Below are 21,672 nucleotides of genomic sequence, written 5' to 3' on the forward strand. Positions count from 1 at the left end.
CCGAGCACGACCCGACGAGCACGACCCATCGAGGAAGGCCACCATGACCAGCTCGCCGACCACCGACCCGTCCACCCGCGCGGCCGCGCCGTCCGGGTTCCGCCGGTACGACCCGGACCACCTCTCCAGCGCCCAGAAGCTCATGATCCTCGTGCTGTCGATGACGTTGTTCGGCGTCGCCGACATCGTGGCCGACATGCTGCCGTCGTTCTCCGTCGGCCCGCTCGAGCTCGAGGTCGCGTACTTCGCGTTCATCCCCGTGGTCCTCGCTGCCCTGTTGAACCCGCTCTGGGTGGCGCTCGGCGTCGCGATCGGGGAGGCGGTCATCGCCGACCTCCTGCTCGGCAGCTTCGGCGGGTTCGGCGAGCTGGAGGGCTTCCTGCAGCTGTTCGTCGGCACCTACGTCGCCGGCTGCCTCGTGAAGGACCCGCGCAAGGTGTCGCAGCTCTTCGTCGCGGCCCTCGCCCTGGTCGGCATCGACAAGATCAGCTCGGCGGTCATCGACGTCGCGAAGGTCGCCGTCGGCGTGGATCCCGAGGCCCTGGACGACGCGGGCGGCACGATCGCCGCCGTCGTGCTGTCCGAGGGTCTGGAGCTGCTCATGGCGCTCCTCATCACCGGCGTGGTGTTCGGCGGGCTCGCCGCCGCCTGGCTGGCGCCTCGCCTGTACGGCAAGATCGAGCCGCTGATGGGCCTGCGCCCCCGCGACCCGCAGCACCCGCCGCGCCTGACCGGCCCGTGGGGTCTGTCGTTCTGGTGGGTCGCCGTCCTCGGCATCCTGGTCGCCGCGCTCATGGGCGTGCTCAGCCAGTGGGAGGAGTTCGTGGGCCGGGAGGACGACGCCGTCACCACCGTCGGGTCGTTCGACGCCGAGCTGGCGGACACCTACGGCGCGGACGTCGCCTGGATCACGGCCCTCGTCGGCCTGGTCGTCGGCCTCGCCGTCGTGCTGGCCGTCGCCGCCGTCGTCCGGCGCCGTCGGGCGCGGGCCGTGGGCTCGGCCGCCGAGAACGAGCAGGCCCGCTGATGACGCCGCCGACCACGACCACGACCGTCTTCCCCGGCCCGGCCGAGGACGTCCCTGCCGTCGAGGTGCGCGGTCTGACGTTCCGCTACCCCGGGGCGTCCCGCGACTCGCTGCGCGGGGTGGACCTGCGGATCGAGCGGGGCGACTTCGTGGCCGTGGTCGGCGGCAACGGCTCCGGCAAGACGACGCTCTGCAAGGCGTTCAACGGCCTCGTGCCGCACTTCTGGAACGGGGACGTGACGGGCCAGGTGCTGGTCCTCGGCCGGGACACCGCCGAGCTGGACGTCGCGACGCTCGGCGCCGACGTCGGCTACGTCTTCCAGGACTTCGGCAACCAGCTCGTCCGTCCCACGGTGCGCGACGACGTGGCGTTCGGACCGCTGAACGCCGGTCACGACGACTGGGCGGCCCGCGCCGACCAGGCCCTGGCCGCCCTGGACCTCGGGCCGCTCGCCGACACGTTCACATGGCAGCTCTCCGGCGGGCAGCAGCACCTCACCGCGCTCGCCGGCGCGCTGGCCCTCGCCCCACGCGTGCTGGTCGTGGACGAGCCCGCCGCGGAGGTGGACCCTGGCCGCGCCGCCGCGATCTACGACCACCTGGAGCGACTCAACCGGCAGGGCGTGACGGTCGTCGTCATCGAGCACCACGCCGACCTCGTCGCCCGGCACGCCCGCTCCGTCGTGCTCATGGCCGACGGCGTCGTCCGCTGGCACCTGCCCACCCGGGAGGCGATGGCCCGCACCACGGACCTCGCGGAGGCCGGCATCCCCGTCCCGCAGGTCGTCGCCCTCGCCGACCGGCTCGTCCCCGGCACCCCGCGCCTGCCCCTCACCGTCGACGAGTGCGCCACCCTCCTCGACTCCGCGCTCACCCCGTCGTCGGCCTCTCCGCGCCCCGCAGGGCCCCCCGACCCGACCACGACCACGACGGTCGCGCGACTCCGCGGCATCACCCACGGCTACCGCAGCGTGCGCGGCCCCCGCAGCACGGTGCTGGCCGGCCTGGACCTCGACCTGCACGACGGCGAGCGGGTGGCCCTCGTGGGGTCGAACGGCGCGGGAAAGTCGTCGTTGCTGAGCCTGCTCGCGGGCCTCGCGCTCCCCCGCGAGGGCACCGTCGAGGTGTGCGGTCGCGACACCCGCCGGGCGAGCGCCGCGGCGATCGCGGACGACGTCTGCTATCTCGTGCAGCACCCGGAGGAGATGTTCCTGACGGACTCGGTGCGCGGCGACGTCGCGATGCACCCCGTGGGTCGCGGCGTGGCGGACGCGGACGCGCTGGTCGCCGACGTCCTGGACCGGATGCGGCTGACGGAGCTGGCGGACCGCGACGGGCGGTTGCTGTCGGGCGGGCAGCAGCGGCGGGCCGCGCTGGCCGTCGCGCTGGCGATGCGTCCGAGCCTGCTGCTGCTGGACGAGCCGACCTCCAGCCTGGACGTCGCCACCCGGGACGACGTGATCGCGATGCTCTCGGCGATGGCGGAGCGCATCCGGTGCACGGTGGTCGCGACGCACGACATGCACCTGGTGGCGGCGTGGGCGGACCGGGTGGTGGTGCTGGACGAGGGCCGCGTGCTGGCAGACACGGACCCGGCGTCGCTGTTCGCCCGGCCCGACGTCATGGCGCGGGCGCGGCTCGTGCCGCCGCAGGTGAGCCAGGTGGGGCTGCGCCTGGGACTCGATCCCGTCCCGTTGTCCGTCGACGAGCTGGTCGCCGCCGTCGCACCGCGTCCTCTGGAGGTTCCCGCATGAGCACCGACGTCGTCGACGGCACCCGGGTGGACGCCGGGCGGGAGCGCAAGGGCTTCGACCGGTCCGGGGTGGAGTGGCTGAAGCTGGAGCTGATGCGGGTCGCGTACGCGACGCGCGGCGGGTTCCTCGCACGCCGGGACCCGCGGGCGGTGGTCGCCTGGTACGCGGTGTGCGCGCTGGCGCCGTGGTTCACGTACGACCTGACGATCCTGACGGTGTTCTTCCTGGCGGCGCTGGGTTGCGCGCTGGCGGCCCGGGTGGGTCCGCTGCTGCTGGGGCTGTTCGTGCTGTCCACCGTCGGGCAGGTGGCGTACCTGCTGCTGCTGGTCCTGGTCCTGGGCGGCGACGTGGGGTCCGTGGTGGGGCTGACGCAGGCGTACCTCAAGCTGAGCACGGTGTCGCTGGTGTCCATGGCGGCGTTCGTGTCGATGGACCCGGAGAAGGTGTGCGACGCGCTCCTGGCGCTGCGGGCGCCGGCGATCCTGGGGTTCGCGGTGAGCTACGGCTACCGGATGGTGCCGGTGCTGGTGGACGAGTTCCAGACGATCGTGGACGGCCACCGGCTGCGCGGGGCGCCGTCACGCGGCGCGGGGTTCCTCGGGTGGCGTGCGGTGGCGCGGGTGGGTCGGATCGCGGTGCAGGCGTTCTACCCGCTGATCCTCAACACGGCCAAACGGACCCGCACCACGGTGGAGGCGCTGGAGACGCGCGGGTTCACGGCGGCGATGCGCACGGGCGCCGGCCGGGAGCAGCGGCTCGCGCACCTGCGGTACTCGGCCGGTGACGCGGTGCTGCTCGGCGTGACGGTCGTCGTCGTGGTGGCGGCCTACACCGTGCTCGGGCCGGCCGTCTGACGACAGCCCTGGACGACTCAGCCCGGCCGCGCAACACGCCGGTGTGCGCCAGGTCACATCCAGGAAATGTCCGGGGGGCATCCTGACGTCCCGGACGTCGCGCACCGTCGGAGTCCGGGTGGACCTGACGAAGGAGCCAGATGAGACTGCACCGCACCGTCGCCGGCCTGAGCGGCATCGCCGTGGCCACCTCCTGCGTCGTCGGCCTCGCGCCGACGGCGACCGCCACCCCGTCCCCCGGCACGAGCGGCCCCGACCGCGCCGAGGCGGCGGGTGCGTCGGCCCGGTCGTCGTTCGCCGACCTGGTCGCGGCGGCGAAGAAGTCCCTGCCCGAGCGCGCCACGGACGGCGCGATCGACATGCCGTCGTCGTACCCGTCGCAGCCCGCGCTGAAGGTCTTCGACCCGGTCGCGGACGACGCGACGACGAGGAACGGCACGATCGCCTACTCCGACATCGCGCCGCGCCTGACCGAGCTCATGGCGAGCAGCGACCGCGTGTCGACGCAGGTCGTCGGGCAGTCCACGCAGGGCCGCGACCTGTACCTGGTGACGATCACGGCGCCGGAGTCGCGGTCGCAGACGACGCAGCAGACGCGGTGGCGCGAGAAGATCCGCACCTCCCCCGCGGCCGCCGCCAAGGACCGTGCGCTCGCGAAGGGCTACAAGACGCCGGTCTGGTTCAGCTCGAACATCCACGGCAACGAGTGGGAGGGCACGGACGCGGCGATGCGGCTCCTCGAGGAGCTCGCGACGTCCGACGACCCGGCGACCCTCGACCTGCTGCGCGAGCACCGCGTGTACCTGTCGCTCACGCTCAACCCGGACGGCCGCACCGCCGCGACCCGCGCGACCACGCTGAGCCTCGACGCGAACCGGGACATGGTGACCGGGACCACGCCGGAGGCGCGCTCGTTCGTCGCCACGACCCAGGCGCTGCAGCCGCTGTACGCGGCGGACTTCCACGGGTACACGGGTGTGCTCCAGGTGGAGCCGTGCGGTCCGCCGCACGGCGACAACTACGAGTACGACCTGTTCATCCCGCACGGCTACGCGCTGGCACGGCAGGTGGAGGACGACGTCGTCGCGGCGGACATCCCCGGCAACACGTACTACGACACCGCCACCGGCGACGTCGTCGAGGAGAACACCGGCAACATCCTCATCCCCTACCGGGACACGCCGTCGGGCTGGGACGACTACCCGCCGATCTTCACCGCGCAGTACGCGGCGTTCCACGGCGCGGTGACGAGCACGGTCGAGCTGCCGCACGGCCGCGACCGGGGGCTGGGCACGACGACGCCACAGGACGCCGCGATCAACACCGAGGTCGCGCACGCCACGATGGTGTCGATGCTCGACTACGTGGCGGCGCACAGCGACGAGATGCTGGCCGACCAGATCGAGGTGTTCCGGCGCGGGGTCGCCGGCGCCCCGAAGCAGCAGCTCACCGAGGCGGGGGTGGCGGCGGTGCCCGGGCCGGACGAGTGGAAGGCCCTGTGGGACGTCAGCGACGACCAGGAGCCGGTCGACCTGCCGCGCGCGTACGTCATCCCGGTGGGTGCGGGGCAGCGGTCGTCGTCGGACGCGGAGGCGCTGGTGGACCAGCTGCTGTTCCACGGCGTGGAGGTGCAGCGGCTGTGGACGCCGACGACGATCGACGGGGTGCGCTACCCGGTGGGGTCGTTCGTCGTGGACATGCACCAGCCGCGCCGCGGCCTCGCGAACGTGCTCCTGGCGACGGGTTCCGACATCTCCGCGAAGCTGCCGTCGATGTACGACATCTCGGCGTGGAGCCTCGGTGACCTGTGGGGGGCCACGGTGGACGCCGTGGGCTCCACGACGGACCGCGAGCTGCGGCTCACCGTCCCGCTGCAGCTCGTGCCGCAGGACGGCTACCTGCCGTGGGGCGCGAAGCACGTCGCGTTCGACCTGGCGGGCGTCGAGGACTTCCGGGCACTCAACGCGCTGCTCGAGGAGGACGCCCCGGTGTGGCTGCTCGACGACGGCCGGGCCGCCGTCGGACCGGCCGGGATCCCCGCGGCGCGCGACGCCGTGGCGGACTTCGACATCCGGTTCGAGGCGCTGAGCGGCAAGGAGGTCAAGGCCCTGGGTGACGCCACGGAGCTGGAGGACCTCACGGTCGCGTACGTGGGCGCGCAGGACGACCTGCTGTCCCTCACCGAGCTCGGCTTCGACGACCTGGTGCGGGTCACCGCGTCCGGCGTGGACGCGGGTGCGGCCACGGGGACGACGGGCCTGGAGGACGCCGACGTGCTGTGGGTCGGGTCGTCGTTCAACCCGGGCGCGACCGGCGACGCCGCGGTCGAGGCGTGGCTGGCCGACGGCGGCGCGATCGTGGGCCGCACGGCGGCGGCGTTCGACGCGGCGGCGGCGTACGGCCTGGTCGAGGGGCAGGCGGTGACGGGCAACCGCAGCGGCAACGGCATCGTGGCGGTCGACACCCCGGACGCGTCGATGTTCGCGGACCACCCGCAGGACGAGTCGTTCATCTACCCGGCGGTGTGGTTCACCGGGCTGGGCGAGGGGACGACCGTCGAGCTGTCGTACGCCGACGACCCGCTGCTCGCGGGCCACTGGAACGCGTCGTCCGGGGCGGGCCCCGACCAGGCGGCGGGTCAGGCCGCCGTCGTGTCGGGCGAGTCGGCGGACGGCGCCCGGGCGGTGGTGTTCGGCACGACGCCGTTCTTCCGCACCCACCCGAAGGGCGGGCTGAGCCAGGCGGCCACGGCGATCTTCTGGGCCACCTCCGACTGACGGGCACGCTCGCAGCAGCACGAAGGGCCGGCACCGGTTCCCCCGGTGCCGGCCCTCGTCGCGCTGCGACGCCGCGCGCGGGAAGGATCGAGCGTGCAGGCCCCGACCTACCCGGCGTCTCCGGCGTCACCGGCGTCGTCAGCACGGTGGCGTCGCAGCACGGACTCCATGGCATCGATGTCGGCGCGGACCCGGGCACGTTGGGTCGGCGCCAGCCTCCTGAGCTGCAGGGCCATCACCGCAGCCTCCTGGTCAGGCGTCAGACCGTCCAGCGGCAGCGGCTCACCGCCGGCGACCGCCGCCGCCACCTCTTGCCATCGATCCTGCGCGAGCGCGATCGCCCTCAGCACGTGCAGCCGCAACTCGAGCTCCCTGGTCTCCAGCGGCCGGGGGTCGTCGCCGGGCACGGTCTCAGCGTTCACGTCGTCAGGATGTCACGGCACCTCGGCGACCGCCCGGAGGCGCTGTTCCGTCGACCAGGTGCTGGGATGGCGACGAACGGCCGCCGCGGTCAGCGCACCGGCACGGCGTCGGCCGACTGCTCGGCGTCCACCCGCGCGGCCCGCAGCCGGGACAGGACTACCGCGCCGAACGCGATCGCGGCGGCCACCAGCGCGATCCCGATGCGCAGCGTGTGGTTGGCGTCCGCGGGCACGCTGAGCATGACGACGGCGGGGGCGATGAGCAGCGAGACGAGGTTCATCACCTTGATGAGCGGGTTGATGGCCGGGCCGGCGGTGTCCTTGAAGGGGTCGCCGACGGTGTCGCCGATGACGGTGGCGGCGTGCGCCTCCGAACCCTTGCCGCCGTACGCGCCGTCCTCGACGATCTTCTTCGCGTTGTCCCACGCGCCGCCGGAGTTGGCGAGGAAGATCGCCATGAGCACGCCGGCGCCGATGGTCCCGGCGAGGAACCCGGCGAGCGGCCCGACGCCGAGCCCGAACCCGACGGCGATCGGCGCGAACGCGGCGAGCAGGCCGGGGGTGGCGAGCTCGCGCAGCGAGTCCTTCGTGCAGATGTCGACCACGCGGCCGTACTCCGGGCGCTCCTCGTACGTCATGATCCCGGGGTGCTCGCGGAACTGGCGGCGCACCTCCATGACGATGGCCCCGGCGGCACGGGTGACGGCGTCGATCGCCAGGCCGGAGAACAGGAACACCGTGGCGGCGCCGAGGATGACGCCCACCAGCGTGACGGGCGAGATGATCTCGTAGCTGAGCATCGACCCGACCAGCCCGGACCCGACGGTGGTGACCTCGGCGACCGCCTTCTCGACGGCGTCGGCGTAGGACCCGAACAGCGCGGTGGCGGCGAGCACCGCCGTCGCGATGGCGATGCCCTTGGTGATGGCCTTGGTGGTGTTGCCGACGGCGTCGAGGTCGGTGAGGATCTGCGCGGCCTCGCCCTCCTCGGCGTCGTTCGCGGAGACGTCACGAGACATCTCGTAGATGCCCTGCGCGTTGTCGCTCACGGGCCCGAACGTGTCCATCGCGACGATGACGCCCACCGTCGTGAGGAGGCCGCAGCCGGCGAGCGCCACGAGGAACAGGGACAACCAGATGGACCCGCCGGCCAGGAGGAACACGCCGCAGATGGCGGCGGCGATGATGCCCGCGGTGTAGACGGCGGACTCGAAGCCGACCCCGATGCCGGACAGCACGACCGTCGCGGCGCCCGTCTTCGACGTGGCGGCGACGTGCCGGGTGGGCTTGGAGTCGGTGCCGGTGAAGTAGCCGGTGACCCACAGGATGATGCCGGCCAGGACGATCCCGACGAGCACGGCGAGGGAGGCGACGACCCGCGGGTCGGAGGTGACGCCGCTGAGGTCGGCCGTGCCGCCCATCGCGGCGAACGAGTCGGGCAGGTAGGCGAACGCTGCCAACCCGGCGAGGACCGCGCCGACGACGGCCGAGATGTAGAAGCCGCGGTTGATGGCCCGCAGCCCCGACTCCGTGCCGCGCACGCGGGTGATGAGGACGCCCAGCAGGGCGACGAACGCGCCGATGGCCGTGACGACCAGCGGGAAGACGAGCCCCTGCTCCCCCATGACGGCCTTGCCGAGGATGAGCGCGGCCACCAGGGTGACGGCGTAGGACTCGAAGAGGTCGGCGGCCATGCCGGCGCAGTCGCCGACGTTGTCGCCCACGTTGTCGGCGATGGTCGCGGCGTTGCGGGGGTCGTCCTCGGGGATGCCTTGCTCGACCTTGCCGACGAGGTCGGCGCCGACGTCGGCCGCCTTGGTGAAGATGCCGCCGCCGACCCGCATGAACATCGCGAGCAGCGCGGCCCCGAACCCGAAACCTTCCAGGACGGCCGGTGCGTCCCCGCGGTAGATCAGCACGACGACGGCCGCCCCGAACAGGCCGAGGCCGACGACGGACATGCCGACGACGCCGCCGGTGCGGAACGCGATCCGCGCGCCGGTGGCCCGGCCGTCGGGGCCGGTGGCCGCGGCGGCGACGCGCACGTTGGCCCGCACGGCGAGCCACATGCCGAGGTAGCCGATGGCGGCGGAGAAGCCGGCGCCGACGAGGAACGCGATCGACCGGCCGATGCGGACGTCCCCGTCGCCGGGGAGCAGGAACAGCAGGCCGAACACGACGACGGCGAACAGTGCCAGCGTGCGAAACTGCCGGCTGAGGTAGGCCGACGCACCCTCCTGCACGCCACGGGCGATGTCCTGCATCGCGGCGGTGCCGTCGCCGTAGGCGAGCACCTGCTTGCGCAGCACGGCTGCGCACACCAGTGATGCCAGGGCGATCACCGCGATGACGGCGACGATCGTGATGCTGTCCGCTCCGAGTGTGAGCATCCGTCCTCCTCGACGTGTGCCACGTGCACCTGGTCGACGGCGACCGGGCGCAGCGCCTGGGGAAAAGCTCCCGTCGTCGCCGTTGACGACGGGATGCCGGGGAGTCTACCCACATGTGACGGCGGTCACGAACGCGCCCCGGGCGACGAGTCGTGACGCCCCGACGACGCACGTGCCGACGCACGTGCCCACGACCTGCGGATTCGAGAACCCGCGCGGCTGCCCCTAGAGTCGGGGCGAAATCGTGTCAACGACGACCGGACGGGAACGCGCATGAACTCCCTCGTGCTGATGATCGTCGGCCTCGCCATGGTGCTGGCCGGCTACTTCCTCTACTCGAAGTTCCTCGGGAAACGTGTGTACCAGCTCGACGCGAGCTTCCGCACCCCGGCCCACGAGGTGAACGACGGCGTCGACTTCGTGCCGACCAACAAGTTCGTCCTGTGGGGCCACCACTTCACCTCGGTCGCCGGCGCGGCACCCATCGTCGGACCCGCCGTCGCCGTCATCTGGGGGTGGCTGCCCGCCTTCCTGTGGGTCACCCTCGGCACGGTGTTCTTCGCGGGCATGCACGACATGGGCGCCCTGTGGGCGTCCGTGCGCAACCGCGGCCAGTCCATGGGCATGCTGTCCGGGCGGTACATCGGGGCGCGCGGGCGCAACCTGTTCCTCGTCGTGATCTTCCTGCTGCTGCTCATGGTGGTCGCGGCGTTCGCGACCGTCATCACGAACCTGCTCATCTCGACCCCGACGTCCGTCATCCCCGTGTGGGGTGCCATCGTCGTCGCGCTGATCGTCGGCCAGATGATCTACCGCTGGAAGATCAGCCTGCCGCTCACCACCGTCATCGGCGTCGTCGCCCTGTACGGGCTGATCCTCCTGGGCGACCGGTTCCCGGTCGAGCTGCCCGACCCGATCCTCGGCATGTCCCCGGCGGCGTTCTGGATCACGGCGCTGTTCCTGTACGCGGGCATCGCGTCCTTGCTGCCGGTGTGGGTGCTGCTCCAGCCCCGCGACTACATCAACGGCGTCCAGCTCTTCGTCGGCCTCGCGCTGCTCTACGGGGCCGTGCTGATCGCCAACCCGACGATCGTGGCCCCCGCCATCAACAGCGCCGTCCCCGAGGGCACGCCGTCCATCGTGCCGCTGCTGTTCGTGACCGTCGCGTGCGGCGCCATCTCGGGCTTCCACGGCATGGTGTCGTCCGGCACGTCGTCGAAGCAGCTCGACAAGGAGACCGACGGCCGGTTCGTCGGCTACTTCGGGGCCGTCGGCGAGGGCATGCTGGCGCTCGGCGCGATCATCGCCGCGACGGCCGGCTACCAGACGCTCGCCGACTGGGAGGCCGTGTACAGCGCGTTCAACCAGGGCGGTGTCTCCGCGTTCGTCGAGGGCGGCGGCGCGATCATGAACGCGGGTCTCGGGATCTCGCCGTCGCTCTCCGCGACGATCCTCGCGACGATGGCCGTGCTGTTCGCCGCCACCACCATGGACACCGGCGTGCGCCTGCAACGGTTCGTCGTCCAGGAAGCCGGCGAGGTGCTGGGCGTGAAGGTCAACAAGGCCGTCGCGACGCTGGTCGTGCTGGTCGTCGCCATGGCGCTGACCTTCTCCACCGGCGCCGACGGCTCCGGCGGCCTGCTCATCTGGCCGCTCTTCGGCACGACGAACCAGCTCCTGGCGTCGCTGACGCTGGCGATCATCGCGGTGATCCTGCTGCGCAAGAAGCGCAACCCGCTGCCGGTGCTGATCCCGCTCGTGTTCGTCATGGTCATGTCGATCTACGCGCTGATCGTGCAGCTCGGCACCTTCTGGAACGACCAGAACTGGCTGCTGCTCGCCCTCGACGTCGTCATCCTCGTCGCGTCCCTGTGGGTGGCGCTGGAGTCGGCGATCGCGATGCAGGCGGCCCGCAAGGGCACGTTCGACCCGGAGACGGACGAGCCCGTCACGTCCGGCTCGGTCGGCGCGGGCACGGAGCGCTGATGCGCGGCACCCTGGGCGCCTTCTCGGCGGGGCTGCGCGAGTTCTACGAGGCGCCGTACCGGCGCACGATGGCTCGTGCCCGCCGCGACGAGGACGACCTGTTCACGCTCGTCGTCCTCGCCGAGGCGCTCGGGGTGCCGAACCCGGCCTCCTACTACACGGTCGAGATGCTGCCCCTGGTGGCGGACCGGGTGCACGAGTGGCACACCCGGATCGGCCTGGAACGCTCGCCCCTGGACCACGTGTCGTGCTGCTAGACCTCGCCGCGCGGCGGCGCGTGCTGTTCCTCGGCGGCAAGGGCGGCGTCGGCAAGACGTCGGTCGCGTCGGCGACGGCGTTGGCGGCGGCGCGCTCCGGGCGGCGCGTGCTGGTGGTGTCCACCGACCCGGCGCACAACCTCGGACACCTGTGGGAGCGCACGGTGGGCGACGACGTCGTGCGCCTCGCCGACGGGCCGGCCGGACCCGACGGGGCGCCCGCCGGGTTCCTCGACGGCGTGGAGGTCGACCCGGCTCGGACGACCGCGGCGCACCTGGCCGCGGTGCGCGCGACGCTGCGGCGGCTCATGCCGGAGCACCTCGGCGGCGAGGTGGACCGCCACCTCGACCTCGCCCGGGACGCCCCCGGCATGCACGAGGCGGCCGTGCTGGAGCGCGTCGCGGACCTCGTCGGCGTCGGGCTCGCCGACTACGACCTCGTCGTGTTCGACACGGCCCCGTCGGGTCACACGGCGCGCCTGCTGTCCCTGCCGGAGACGATGGGGGCGTGGACCGACGGGCTGCTGCGGCGTCGCGACCGGTCGGAGCGGCTGGGGGCCGCCGCGCAGATGCTGGGCGGGCGCGGGGAGGCGGAGGCCCGGCGGGACGCCGAGATCCGGTCCGTCCTGACGCGGCGGCGAGAACGGTTCGCCGTGCTCGCCGACGTCCTCACCGACCGGGAGCGGTGCGCGTTCGTCGTCGTGCTGGCGGCGGAGCGGCTGCCGGTGCTGGAGTCCGTCGAGCTGGTCGCGCAGCTCGAGGCGCTGCGGGTGCCCGTCGGCGGGCTCGTCGTCAACAAGCGCTCGCCGCGCGACGCCGGCCCGCTGCTCGCCGCCCGCCACGACGCGGAGGCCGGGCACCTGGCCGTGCTGCGGGACCGCCTGGGGCACCTCCCGCTCGTCGAGGTGCCGCTGCTGCCGGACGACCTCGTGGGCGCGGACGCCCTGGTCGGGCTCGGCGACCTGCTCGGCGGGCGGCCGGCGTAAGGGTTCTCCACACCCCCGGCGCGGGGCGTGTACGGGTGTTGTCCACCCGGGGGCGGGGCGGCCAGACTCGGGAAAGTCCGCATTCCTCACGAAAGGCCGACGACCATGACCCGCACGACAGCACACGCCCGGCGCAGCCCGGTGCGGCACCGCGTCGCCACCGCCCTGGCCGCCTTCACCGTCGCCGCCGCCGGACTCCTGGTCTGGTCCACGGCGGGCCCCGCCGCCCCGGCCGGCGCCGCCACCTGCGCCGCCGCCTGGTCCTCCACGGCGGTCTACACCGGTGGAGCCGCCGTCTCCCACGGCGGTCAGAACTGGACCGCGCAGTGGTGGACCCAGGGTGAGACGCCTGGCACCACTGGCCAGTGGGGCGTCTGGCGCGCCGACGGCGCCTGCGGCGGCACCACGACGCCCACCGACCCGCCGACCGACCCGCCGGCCACCGGCGACCTCGTCGTCAGCCGGGCCCAGTTCGAGCAGATGTTCCCGCAGCGCAGCTCCTTCTACACCTACGACGGTCTCGTGGCCGCCGTCGGCGCCTACCCGGACTTCGCGTCCGCCGGCGGCCCCGAGATCGCGAAGCGCGAGGCCGCGGCGTTCCTCGCCAACGTCGACCACGAGTCCGGCGGGCTCCGGTACGTCAAGGAGATCAACACCGCGAACTACCCCCACTACTGCGACGCGTCCCAGCCGTACGGCTGCCCGGCCGGGCAGTCCGCCTACTACGGCAAGGGCCCGATCCAGCTCTCCTGGAACTACAACTACAAGGCCGCCGGTGACGCCCTCGGCATCGACCTGCTCAACAACCCGTACCTGGTGGAGACCGACCCGGCCGTCGCCTGGAAGACCGCGCTCTGGTACTGGAACACCCAGTCCGGCCCCGGCACGATGACCGGCCACCAGGCCATCGTGAACGGCGCCGGGTTCGGCGAGACGATCCGCTCCATCAACGGCACCCTCGAGTGCAACGGCGGCAACCCCGCCCAGGTGCAGAGCCGCATCGCCGCGTTCCAGCGGTTCGTCCAGGTCCTGGGGACGACCACGGGCGGCAACCTGAGCTGCTGAGCCACCTCGGGCCCGGGGGCCGTCGGCGGTGCGACCGCCGGCGGCCCCTGCCCGTCCACCGGCGCTGCGCCCGGCGGACCCAACGTTTCGCGCCCCCTGGTCGTCCTGCACAGTAGGACGACGGAGGGGACGGTCATGGCCGACTGGGAGGACGAGCTCGCCGAGCTCGCACGACGGCGCGGACGAGCGCTCGTCGGGTACGCCTACGTGCTCTGCGGCGAGCAGCGCCAGGCGGAGGACCTGGTGCAGGACGCGCTGGTCAAGGTCTTCGCCCGGCTGCGCCGCCCGGCCCGCACCGGCGCGGGCGTGTACCCGCTGGACGGCGACGCCCCGGCGCGGCGCACCCCGGGCAGCGAGACGAACGAGGCGTACGTGCGCCGCGCGATCCTCACCCTGTACCTCGACGAGTACCGGCGTCGACGCCGGTGGCGTGCGGTGGCGCACCTCGCCGCCGACGACGAGCACGTGCGCGGACCGGCGTCGGGCGCCACGGCCCGCGCCGACGTCGCCGCCGCCCTGGGCCGCCTGAGCCCCCGGCAGCGGGCCTGCGTGGTCCTGCGCTACTACGACGACCTCACCGTGCCCCAGGTCGCGGCGGAGCTCGACCTCGCCCAGGGCACCGTCAAGCGGTACCTGGCGGACGCCGCGGCGACGCTGCGCGACCTGCTGGCCGTGCCCGACGACGCTCCCGCCACCACGCACGGCACCGACCGGAGGGCAGACCGATGAGCACGAACCACGCCCGCGACGACTGGGCCGACCCCGGCACCGGTTCCGTGCTGCGCCGCGAGCTCGACGTCCTCGCCGGTCTCGGCGCGCAGGCGTCGCAGCTGGACGACGCGCTCGGGACGGTGCGTGCCCGGGTGCGCCGCCGACGCACCGCCAAGCAGGTCGCTCTGGGTGCGTCGACGTTCGCCGTCGCCGGGGCGCTCGTCGTCGGTGGTGCGACCCTGCTGCCGGAGCCGCCGCCGGACCCCGTGCCCGCGGTCACGCCGACGCCGTCCGACGACCCGGTGCCGACCGACCCCGTGCCGACGGCGTCGGAGACCTCGGGCGCGGACGACCGGGCGCTGTTCCAGGACGGCCACCAGCCGTCCTGGATGGAGCAGACCGCCATCGTGTGCGGTCTGCCGGTCGAGGACCTGCCCCCCTCGTGGGGCGGAGGGACGCTGACGACGAACGGCGAACCCGCCGACGGCGTGCTCGCCGAGCCCGGCACGGCGGACGACCCCGCCTACGCGCGGGTCGGGGTGCGGCTCGCCCTCGGCGACGACGCGCCGGACGGGACGCAGGTCAACGGGGTCACCCTGCTCTGGGCCCAGGACGGCCGCCTCGTGGACCTGGGGACGAACACCCTGGAGAGCATCCTCGACCCCGCCGCCGCGACGGTCGACCTCACGGCCGAGGACACCGTCGGCTGGTCGTGCGCCCCGGACGGCAGGGTGGAGGGCCGTACGGCCTACCCGCACGACCTGCCCGCGGGCGCCTACGAGGTGCGGGCGTTCACCCGCGTGTGGTCGGCCGACCTCGAACCCCTCGGGCTGCTGCTCGGTGAGCCCTTCGCCGTGACGGTCGACCCGGACGGGACGGTCCGCGCCCCGGCCCTCGGGGGCGCGGGCGGCTGACCCGCCCGACGGGCGTCGTGGGAGGATGCGGGACATGGTCGCCGCAGCCAACAGCACGCACGTCCCCGACGACGCCCGCACCCACGCCGAGGACCTCGGCGCGTTCGTGGTCGCGTCCCCGTCCTCGTACCACGCCGCCGCGGAGGTGGCCCGCCGCGCGCAGGACGCCGGCTACGCACCGCTCGACGAGACCGCCGCGTGGGACGTCGTGCCCGGCGGGCGCTACGTCGTCGTGCGCGACGGGTCGGCGATCGCGTTCGCCGTCCCGGAGCAGTCCGGACCGACGACGCCGTTCACGGTGCTCGGCACCCACACCGACTCCCCGGGCTTCAAGCTCAAGCCGCGCCCGACGACGGGCCGTGACGGCTGGTGGCAGGCGGGCGTCGAGGTGTACGGCGGGCCGCTGCTGAACTCCTGGCTGGACCGCGAGCTGGAGCTCGCCGGCCGCATCGTGCTGCGCGACGGCTCCGAGCACCTGGTCCGCACCGGACCGTTCGCGCGCATCCCGCAGCTCGCGGTCCACCTCGACCGGTCCGTGAACGACGGGCTCACGCTCGACAAGCAGCGGCACACGCAGCCCGTGTTCGGCCTCGGCGACGTCGCGGACGCCGACGTGCTCGCCGAGCTGGCGGCGCGCGTCGAGTCCGCCGACGGCGCCGTGGACCCGGCCGACGTGCTCGGCTACGACGTCGTCGTCGCGGACACCCAGACGCCGCGCGCCTTCGGCGCGGGCGGGTCGCTGTGGGCGTCGGGACGCCTCGACAACCTGCTGTCGACGCACGCCGCGCTCGTCGCGCTCCTCGCCGTCGACCCGGCCGACCTGAGAAGCGTCGCGGTGCTCGCCGCGTTCGACCACGAGGAGATCGGGTCGGCGTCCCGGTCCGGGGCCGCCGGGCCGTTCCTCGCGGACGTCCTCGGCCGCGTGTCCCGCGCCCTGGGGGCGGGCGGGGAGGACCGTCGCCGCGCGTTCGCCGCGTCGCTGTGCGTCAGCTCCGACGTCGGGCACGCCGTGCACCCCAACTACCCGGAGCGCCACGACCCCGCGAACCACCCGGTCGCCGGCGGCGGTCCGATCCTCAAGATCAACGCCAACCAGCGCTACGCCACCGACGCGCACGGCGCCGCCCGCTGGCAGCAGGCCTGCGCGGCCGCGGGCGTGCCCACCCAGGAGTTCGTGTCGAACAACGCGATCCCCTGCGGCTCCACCATCGGCCCGATCACCGCGACCCGGCTCGGGATCCGCGTGGTCGACGTCGGCGTGCCCATCCTGTCGATGCACTCCGCGCGCGAGCTCACGGCCGTCGTCGACCCCTGGTACCTGTCCCGCGCGATGGCGGCGGTGCTGGCCGGCTGAGCGAGGTCAGCGCAGGCCGAGCTTGCGGGTGCAGTGCGGCCACTGGCCCCAGCCGGCACGGTCCTGGAGGATCTGGGCGCGCTTGGTCTGCTCGGCGGCGCTGTTGCGGTGCGGCAGGCTCCGGCCGCCCACGGCGCGCCAGGTGGAGGCCGTGAACTGGTACATGCCGTAGTAGCCGTTGCCGGTGCTGATGCCGGGGCGCCCACCGGACTCGCAGTTCGCGAGCTGGCCCCAGACGTCGCGCCGGGTGAGCTTCTTGGCCGACACCCAGCCGGTCTTCCCGTTCGGAAGCTCGACCTTGACGCGGTTGGTCTCCCGACCGGTGGTGCGCGCGACGCGCTTGACCTCGGTGCCGAGGGCGGCGCGCGCGACGGAGCGGGACGCACCGTTCACGCGCTTGGTCACGGTGACCTTGCCGTCGGTGTACCGGGTGCCGCCGACGTTCGCCAGCGGCGTGGTGGTGACGACCGCCTTGCGGATCCAGCCGACCTTGCCGCCGGGCAGCCGCACCTTGAGCTGGTGGTTCGCGCGGTCGACGACGACGAGGCGGACGCCGTCGCTCGGGCGGGCGATGACGCGGCTGTCGCGGTCCCGCTTCGCGACGACACGGGCGCGGTCCTTCTTCACCCAGCGGACGGCGGAGCGGGACGCGGCCGGGAGGGTGGCCGTGCGGGCGGTCGCGGGGGTGGCGGCGGTGGTCGTGGAGGCGTGCGTGGCGGGGGCGGCGGACGCCGGGGCGACGCTCAGGGGGACGAGCGCGGCGGCCGTCACGGTGGCGAGGGCGGCGGCGAGCCGAGGGGTGCGGAGTCGGGGCATGCCCACCAGGAAACGAGATCACGCTTTGATAACGAAGTCGATCGGCGAGAATTCACAACATCTTCAATTTCGCTCGACATGTCGCGCGTCGCTTAATGCACATCGCCACTCCTATCGCGCAGAGACAACAAAGCGCTCTTTCATGCTCTCGCCGTGACATGCCGTGCGAAAGACGGAGAATGCCTCAGCACCGTACGAACCGCACCTCGGTGTCGCCGGTGCGAGACTGTGGCCGTGCCGACCGCCCCACCCCCCGACGCCGCGCAGCACCCGCTGCTCGACGTCCTCACCGCGCACGGCACCCGCGCCGACCGGCTTACCCACGCCCGCACCCTGCCCGGCCGCACCGGCACGCACGCCGACTGGCCCTCCTGGGCGGACCCGGCCGTCGTCGCCGGCTACCGCGCGCTCGGCGTCGACCGGCCGTGGCGCCACCAGGTCGAGGCCGCCGAGGCCGCCTGGTCCGGGCAGCACGTGGCCCTGGCCACCTCCACCGGGTCCGGCAAGTCGCTGGCGTTCTGGCTCCCCGCGCTGAGCGCCGTCCGCGCCGACCGCGCCGCCGCGCTCGAGGCACCCGGCCGGGTCGAGGCCGTCGTCCGCCGCAGCACCGCCCTCTACCTCGCCCCGACCAAGGCGCTCGCCGCGGACCAGCTCGGCGCGCTGACCCGGGTGCTCGACGCCGCAGGCACGCGCGACGTCCGCGTCGCCACCTGCGACGGCGACACCCCCGCCGAGGAGCGCCGGTGGGCCGTCGAGCACGCCGACGTCGTCCTCACCAACCCCGACTTCCTGCACTTCGCGCTGCTGCCCGCGCACCGCCGCTGGTCGCGGCTGCTGCGCGGGCTGCGGTACGTCGTCGTCGACGAGGGGCACGCCTACCGCGGCGTCTTCGGCGCCCACGTCTCCCTCGTGCTGCGACGGCTCGCCCGCCTCGTCGAGCACCACGGGGGCCGGGCCCCCGCCGTCGTCGTCGCGAGCGCCACCACGGCCGACCCCGCCGCCACGGCCGCGCGGCTCGTCGGCACCACGCCCGACGGCGTCACCGCCGTCACCGCGGACACCTCCCCCGCCGGCCGCCGCACCGTGGTGCTGTGGCGCCCGCCGGAGATCGCCGGGTACGCGCACCGCGACGAGCCGCCCGGCGACGACCCGTGGGCGCTGCCCGACCCCTTGGACCGCGACGCCCACGAGGCCGACGCCGTGCTCACCCCCGAGGGCTCGGCCGACCACCCCCGGCGCTCCGCCACCGCGGAGACGGCCGACCTGCTCGCCGACCTCGCCGCGCACGGCGCCCGCACGCTCGCGTTCACCCGGTCGCGGCGCGGCGCCGAGTCCGTCGCCCAGGCGACGCGCGACCACCTGCGGCACGTCTCCCCCGACCTCCCCGCGCGCGTCGCCGCCTACCGCGGCGGCTACCTGCCCGAGGAGCGGCGCGAGCTCGAACGCGCCCTGCGCACCGGCGAGATCCTCGGGCTGGCCACCACCAACGCCCTCGAGCTCGGCGTCGACATCTCCGGCCTGGACGCCGTGCTCGTCGCAGGCTGGCCGGGCACCCGGACGTCGCTGTGGCAGCAGGCGGGACGCGCAGGCCGCGCCGGGGCCGACGGGCTCGTCGCGTTCGTCGCCCGCGAGGACCCGCTCGACACCTACCTCGTCACGCACCCCGAGGCCGTGTTCGACGCCCCTCTGGAGGCGTCCGTCTTCGACCCCGCCAACCCGTACGTGCTCGCCCCGCAGCTGTGCGCCGCCGCGCAGGAGCTGCCGCTTCGCACCGAGTCGCTCGGCCTCTTCGGCGACCCGCAGCGGGTGCGCGAGATCCTCGACGTCCTCGTCGCGCGCGGGCTGCTGCGCCGTCGCCCCTCCGGCTGGTACTGGACGCACGCCCAGCCCGCCGCGGGCATGGCCGACCTGCGGGGGTCCGGCGGGCAGCCCGTGCGCGTCGTCGAGTCCACGACGGGACGCCTGCTGGGCACCGTCGACGCCGCGTCCGCCGACGGGCACGTGCACGACGGCGCCGTGTACGTCCACCAGGGCGTCACGTTCGTCGTGGAGCGACTCGACCTGGAGGACCGGGTGGCGCTCGTCGTCCGCCGCGACGTCGACCACGGCACCTGGTCGCGGGAGGTCATGGAGATCGCGATCGCCGAGCCGGGCGACGCCGAGCACCCCGCTCCCGAGGGGGCGGCACCCGCCCGGCGCCGCGAGTGGGGCCCGATCACCTGGGGCCTCGGTCCGGTGGAGGTGACGAGCCAGGTGGTGAGCTTCCAGCGGCGCCGCGTCCCCGACATGCAGGTGCTGGGCACGCAGGCCCTCGACCTGCCGCAGCGCACCCTCGGCACCCAGGCGGTGTGGTGGTCCGTGCCGACGCACGTCCTGCGCGCGGCGGGGGTCGACGACGACGCCGTGCCCGGCGCCCTGCACGCCGCCGAGCACGCCGCCATCGGCCTGCTGCCGCTGCTGGCGACCTGCGACCGTTGGGACCTCGGGGGCGTGTCGACCGCGCAGCACCCGGACACGGGCGAGGCGACGGTCTTCGTCTACGACGCCTACCCCGGGGGTGCCGGGTTCGCCGAGCGCGGGTACGAGCTCGGGGAGCAGTGGCTGCGCGCCGTCCACGACGCCGTCACCGCGTGCCCCTGCTCCGACGGCTGTCCCGCCTGCGTGCAGTCCCCCAAGTGCGGCTCCGAGAACTCGCCGCTGGACAAGGCCGCGGCCCTGCGCGTGCTGGGGGCGGTGCTCGCGCACGCCCCGGTCGGACCTACGATCGGGGGATGACGACGGACACCGATCTCGCGACGCTGCGGGAGACCCGCGAGGCGCACCGTGTCGCCCCGGCGAACGCCCGCTCCTGGCTCCTGCTCAACGCCCTGCGCGCCGACACCTTCGACGCCGCGCAGCTCAGCCGCGCCGACCAGGTCGTGCTCGACTGCGAGGACGCCGTCGACGACTCCCGCAAGGCCGAGGCCCGCGATCTCGTGCTCGACTGGTTCGCCGGTGGCGGGCAGGCGTGGGTGCGCATCAACGAACGCACCTCCGCGGCGTGGGAGGACGACATGACCGCCCTGCGCGACGCCGACGGGCTGCTCGGCGTCGTGCTCGCCAAGTGCGAGAGCGCCGACCAGGTGGTCGACACCGCGCAGCGCCTCGGCGGCCGCGTCCCGGTGATCCCGCTCGTGGAGTCCGCGCTCGGCATCGAGGACGCCGTGTCGATCGCCCGTGCGCCGGGCGCGTTCCGCCTCGCCTTCGGGTCGGGCGACTACCGCCGCGACACCGGCGCCGCGAACGAGCCCCTCGCCATGGCCTACCCCCGCTCACGGCTCGTCACCGCCAGCCGCATCGGCGGGCTGCCCGGGCCCATCGACGGCCCGACCGTCGGGTCGAGCCACCCGCTGCTGCGCGAGCAGTCCGGCGACGCCGTCGCCCTCGGCATGACCGGTCGCCTCTGCCTCGACCTGGAGCAGCCGGCGGTCGTCAACGAGTGCCTGTCGCCCGCTCCCGCCGACGTCGTGTGGGCGATGGACTTCCTCGCCGAGTTCGAGGCCGCCGGGTCGATCATCCGCGACGGCTCGGACAAGCCGCGCCTGGCCCGCGCCCGCCTCATCTCCGAGCGCGCTCGGCTGTTCCGCGTCATGCCGTCGTCCTGACCGTCGCGGTCGGGTCCGGCCCGGCGCGCGCCCGGGCGGTCGCGTCCCCGATCGGCAGCGGGCCGCCGGCCCGCACGGTGACGGTGATCGTGACCGTCCCGCCCTCGCCAGGCTCGCACCCGACGAGGTCCGCCCCGTTGCGCCCGGCCGCGGCCCTCGCGATCTCGCACGCCCCGAACCCCGACCGGTGCCCCGTCGCGCCCGCGAGCGCCGCGAGGTCGGCGGCGCTCTGGGCGCGGGCGCGGGCGTGCTGAGCGCCGCCGAGCGCCGACAGCCCGACGACGCACAGCAGCACGACGGCGACGACGCCGAGCAGCAGCACGGTCCCGGCGCCCCGCGCGGGGTCGGTGACCGCCGCGCGACCGGCGGGAGTCACGGCTCGACCCAGGCGACGGCCTCGCCGTCGGCGGTGAGCGGCAGCCCGGCCAGCCAGCCGCCGGCCAGCGGGCGGGTGACGACCACCCGCACCCACTCCCCCTCGGTGACCACGGCGACGCCGGCGTCGGGCCCGCCGACCCGGGCGACCGCGGCGCGGACGGCCGCCTCGTCCTCGCCGATCGCGACCATCCGGGCTCCCGCCCGGGCCGCGTCCGCCGCGCGGAGCTGCGCGGAGGACACGGCCACGAGCGTGAGCACCGCGACCAGGAGCAGCACGACCACCGGCATGCCGACGGCGAGCTCGGCGGTCACCGACCCGCGTTCGTGGCCGGGCCTC

General features: G+C 74.2%; 18 protein-coding genes. 13 read left to right on the forward strand and 5 right to left on the reverse strand.

Going from position 1 to position 21,672, the window contains the following annotated elements:
• The first annotated feature begins 43 nt into the window (after positions 1-43).
• The 4 genes from I598_RS09695 (at position 44) to I598_RS09710 (ending at position 6,412) form a co-directional block, all read left to right on the forward strand.
• Complete coding sequence (locus I598_RS09695) at positions 44-1,027, forward strand: DUF8171 family membrane protein (protein ID WP_068202787.1); 984 nt, start codon at positions 44-46, stop codon at positions 1,025-1,027.
• On the forward strand, positions 1,027-2,781 hold the full coding sequence (locus I598_RS09700; protein ID WP_068202788.1) for an ABC transporter ATP-binding protein: 1,755 nt from the start codon (positions 1,027-1,029) through the stop codon (positions 2,779-2,781). The genes I598_RS09695 and I598_RS09700 overlap by 1 nt, the downstream gene beginning before the upstream one ends.
• Positions 2,778-3,635, forward strand: coding sequence for an energy-coupling factor transporter transmembrane component T family protein (locus I598_RS09705; protein ID WP_083973120.1), 858 nt, complete (start codon positions 2,778-2,780; stop codon positions 3,633-3,635). Before I598_RS09700 ends, I598_RS09705 begins: the two co-directional genes overlap by 4 nt.
• A 140-nt stretch (positions 3,636-3,775) precedes the next feature.
• On the forward strand, positions 3,776-6,412 hold the full coding sequence (locus I598_RS09710; RefSeq protein WP_068202789.1) for a M14 family zinc carboxypeptidase: 2,637 nt from the start codon (positions 3,776-3,778) through the stop codon (positions 6,410-6,412).
• A 107-nt stretch (positions 6,413-6,519) separates the two neighbouring features.
• On the opposite strand, the gene I598_RS09715 is transcribed toward I598_RS09710, so the two are convergent.
• Together I598_RS09715 and I598_RS09720 are read right to left on the reverse strand one after the other, a co-directional pair.
• Entirely contained in the window at positions 6,520-6,834 is a 315-nt protein-coding gene (locus tag I598_RS09715; protein WP_068202790.1) for a hypothetical protein, read from the reverse strand.
• Between the two features lie 89 nt (positions 6,835-6,923).
• Complete coding sequence (locus I598_RS09720; protein WP_068202791.1) at positions 6,924-9,224, reverse strand: sodium-translocating pyrophosphatase; 2,301 nt, start codon at positions 9,222-9,224, stop codon at positions 6,924-6,926.
• A gap of 273 nt (positions 9,225-9,497) precedes the next feature.
• Here I598_RS09720 and I598_RS09725 point away from each other — a divergent pair, with 273 nt between their 5' ends.
• The 7 genes from I598_RS09725 (at position 9,498) to I598_RS09755 (ending at position 16,497) form a co-directional block, all read left to right on the forward strand.
• On the forward strand, positions 9,498-11,210 hold the full coding sequence (locus I598_RS09725; RefSeq protein WP_068202792.1) for a carbon starvation CstA family protein: 1,713 nt from the start codon (positions 9,498-9,500) through the stop codon (positions 11,208-11,210).
• Positions 11,210-11,467 carry a cory-CC-star protein gene (locus tag I598_RS09730; protein ID WP_068202793.1) on the forward strand — a complete coding sequence of 86 codons (258 nt, stop codon included), beginning with the start codon at positions 11,210-11,212 and terminating at the stop codon, positions 11,465-11,467. The genes I598_RS09725 and I598_RS09730 overlap by 1 nt, the downstream gene beginning before the upstream one ends.
• Complete coding sequence (locus I598_RS09735) at positions 11,458-12,453, forward strand: ArsA family ATPase (RefSeq protein ID WP_068202794.1); 996 nt, start codon at positions 11,458-11,460, stop codon at positions 12,451-12,453. The genes I598_RS09730 and I598_RS09735 overlap by 10 nt, the downstream gene beginning before the upstream one ends.
• A gap of 105 nt (positions 12,454-12,558) precedes the next feature.
• Complete coding sequence (locus tag I598_RS09740) at positions 12,559-13,518, forward strand: glycoside hydrolase family 19 protein (RefSeq protein ID WP_083973122.1); 960 nt, start codon at positions 12,559-12,561, stop codon at positions 13,516-13,518.
• Between the two features lie 135 nt (positions 13,519-13,653).
• Positions 13,654-14,247: a sigma-70 family RNA polymerase sigma factor gene (locus I598_RS09745; RefSeq protein ID WP_068202795.1), complete on the forward strand. Its 594-nt coding sequence runs from the start codon at positions 13,654-13,656 to the stop codon at positions 14,245-14,247.
• Positions 14,244-15,143, forward strand: a complete 900-nt coding sequence (locus I598_RS09750; protein ID WP_068202796.1) for a hypothetical protein — start codon at positions 14,244-14,246, stop codon at positions 15,141-15,143. The genes I598_RS09745 and I598_RS09750 overlap by 4 nt, the downstream gene beginning before the upstream one ends.
• 34 nt (positions 15,144-15,177) lie before the next feature.
• Positions 15,178-16,497: a M18 family aminopeptidase gene (locus I598_RS09755; protein ID WP_418268491.1), complete on the forward strand. Its 1,320-nt coding sequence runs from the start codon at positions 15,178-15,180 to the stop codon at positions 16,495-16,497.
• 6 nt (positions 16,498-16,503) lie between these two features.
• On the opposite strand, the gene I598_RS18325 is transcribed toward I598_RS09755, so the two are convergent.
• Complete coding sequence (locus I598_RS18325; RefSeq protein WP_198155670.1) at positions 16,504-17,313, reverse strand: transglycosylase family protein; 810 nt, start codon at positions 17,311-17,313, stop codon at positions 16,504-16,506.
• A 234-nt stretch (positions 17,314-17,547) separates the two neighbouring features.
• Between I598_RS18325 and I598_RS09765 the strand changes: the two genes are divergently transcribed.
• The gene (locus I598_RS09765; RefSeq protein ID WP_068205179.1) at positions 17,548-20,088 is read left to right on the forward strand and encodes a DEAD/DEAH box helicase; all 2,541 of its coding nucleotides are present in this window, start codon (positions 17,548-17,550) and stop codon (positions 20,086-20,088) included.
• Positions 20,085-20,957: an HpcH/HpaI aldolase/citrate lyase family protein gene (locus I598_RS09770; RefSeq protein ID WP_068202799.1), complete on the forward strand. Its 873-nt coding sequence runs from the start codon at positions 20,085-20,087 to the stop codon at positions 20,955-20,957. Before I598_RS09765 ends, I598_RS09770 begins: the two co-directional genes overlap by 4 nt.
• Here I598_RS09770 and I598_RS09775 read toward each other — a convergent pair.
• Positions 20,941-21,333 carry an Rv3654c family TadE-like protein gene (locus I598_RS09775; RefSeq protein ID WP_083973124.1) on the reverse strand — a complete coding sequence of 131 codons (393 nt, stop codon included), beginning with the start codon at positions 21,331-21,333 and terminating at the stop codon, positions 20,941-20,943. The genes I598_RS09770 and I598_RS09775 overlap by 17 nt on opposite strands.
• Complete coding sequence (locus I598_RS09780; RefSeq protein WP_232314126.1) at positions 21,330-21,647, reverse strand: TadE family type IV pilus minor pilin; 318 nt, start codon at positions 21,645-21,647, stop codon at positions 21,330-21,332. The genes I598_RS09775 and I598_RS09780 overlap by 4 nt, the downstream gene beginning before the upstream one ends.
• Positions 21,648-21,672 lie beyond the last annotated feature (25 nt).

This window comes from Isoptericola dokdonensis DS-3 (assembly GCF_001636295.1).
Classification (GTDB): domain Bacteria; phylum Actinomycetota; class Actinomycetes; order Actinomycetales; family Cellulomonadaceae; genus Isoptericola; species Isoptericola dokdonensis.

What these genes read in the sequence shown, in the direction of transcription:
- I598_RS09745 (WP_068202795.1), top strand. Translation starts at nt 13,654, where the DNA reads ATGGCCGACTGGGAGGACGAGCTCGCCGAGCTCGCACGACGGCGCGGA.
- I598_RS09705 (WP_083973120.1), top strand. Translation starts at nt 2,778, where the DNA reads ATGAGCACCGACGTCGTCGACGGCACCCGGGTGGACGCCGGGCGGGAG.
- I598_RS09700 (WP_068202788.1), top strand. Translation starts at nt 1,027, where the DNA reads ATGACGCCGCCGACCACGACCACGACCGTCTTCCCCGGCCCGGCCGAG.
- I598_RS09695 (WP_068202787.1), top strand. Translation starts at nt 44, where the DNA reads ATGACCAGCTCGCCGACCACCGACCCGTCCACCCGCGCGGCCGCGCCG.
- I598_RS09740 (WP_083973122.1), top strand. Translation starts at nt 12,559, where the DNA reads ATGACCCGCACGACAGCACACGCCCGGCGCAGCCCGGTGCGGCACCGC.
- I598_RS18325 (WP_198155670.1), bottom strand. Translation starts at nt 17,313, where the DNA reads ATGCCCCGACTCCGCACCCCTCGGCTCGCCGCCGCCCTCGCCACCGTG.
- I598_RS09750 (WP_068202796.1), top strand. Translation starts at nt 14,244, where the DNA reads ATGAGCACGAACCACGCCCGCGACGACTGGGCCGACCCCGGCACCGGT.
- I598_RS09720 (WP_068202791.1), bottom strand. Translation starts at nt 9,224, where the DNA reads ATGCTCACACTCGGAGCGGACAGCATCACGATCGTCGCCGTCATCGCG.
- I598_RS09710 (WP_068202789.1), top strand. Translation starts at nt 3,776, where the DNA reads ATGAGACTGCACCGCACCGTCGCCGGCCTGAGCGGCATCGCCGTGGCC.
- I598_RS09730 (WP_068202793.1), top strand. Translation starts at nt 11,210, where the DNA reads ATGCGCGGCACCCTGGGCGCCTTCTCGGCGGGGCTGCGCGAGTTCTAC.
- I598_RS09725 (WP_068202792.1), top strand. Translation starts at nt 9,498, where the DNA reads ATGAACTCCCTCGTGCTGATGATCGTCGGCCTCGCCATGGTGCTGGCC.
- I598_RS09770 (WP_068202799.1), top strand. Translation starts at nt 20,085, where the DNA reads ATGACGACGGACACCGATCTCGCGACGCTGCGGGAGACCCGCGAGGCG.
- I598_RS09755 (WP_418268491.1), top strand. Translation starts at nt 15,178, where the DNA reads ATGGTCGCCGCAGCCAACAGCACGCACGTCCCCGACGACGCCCGCACC.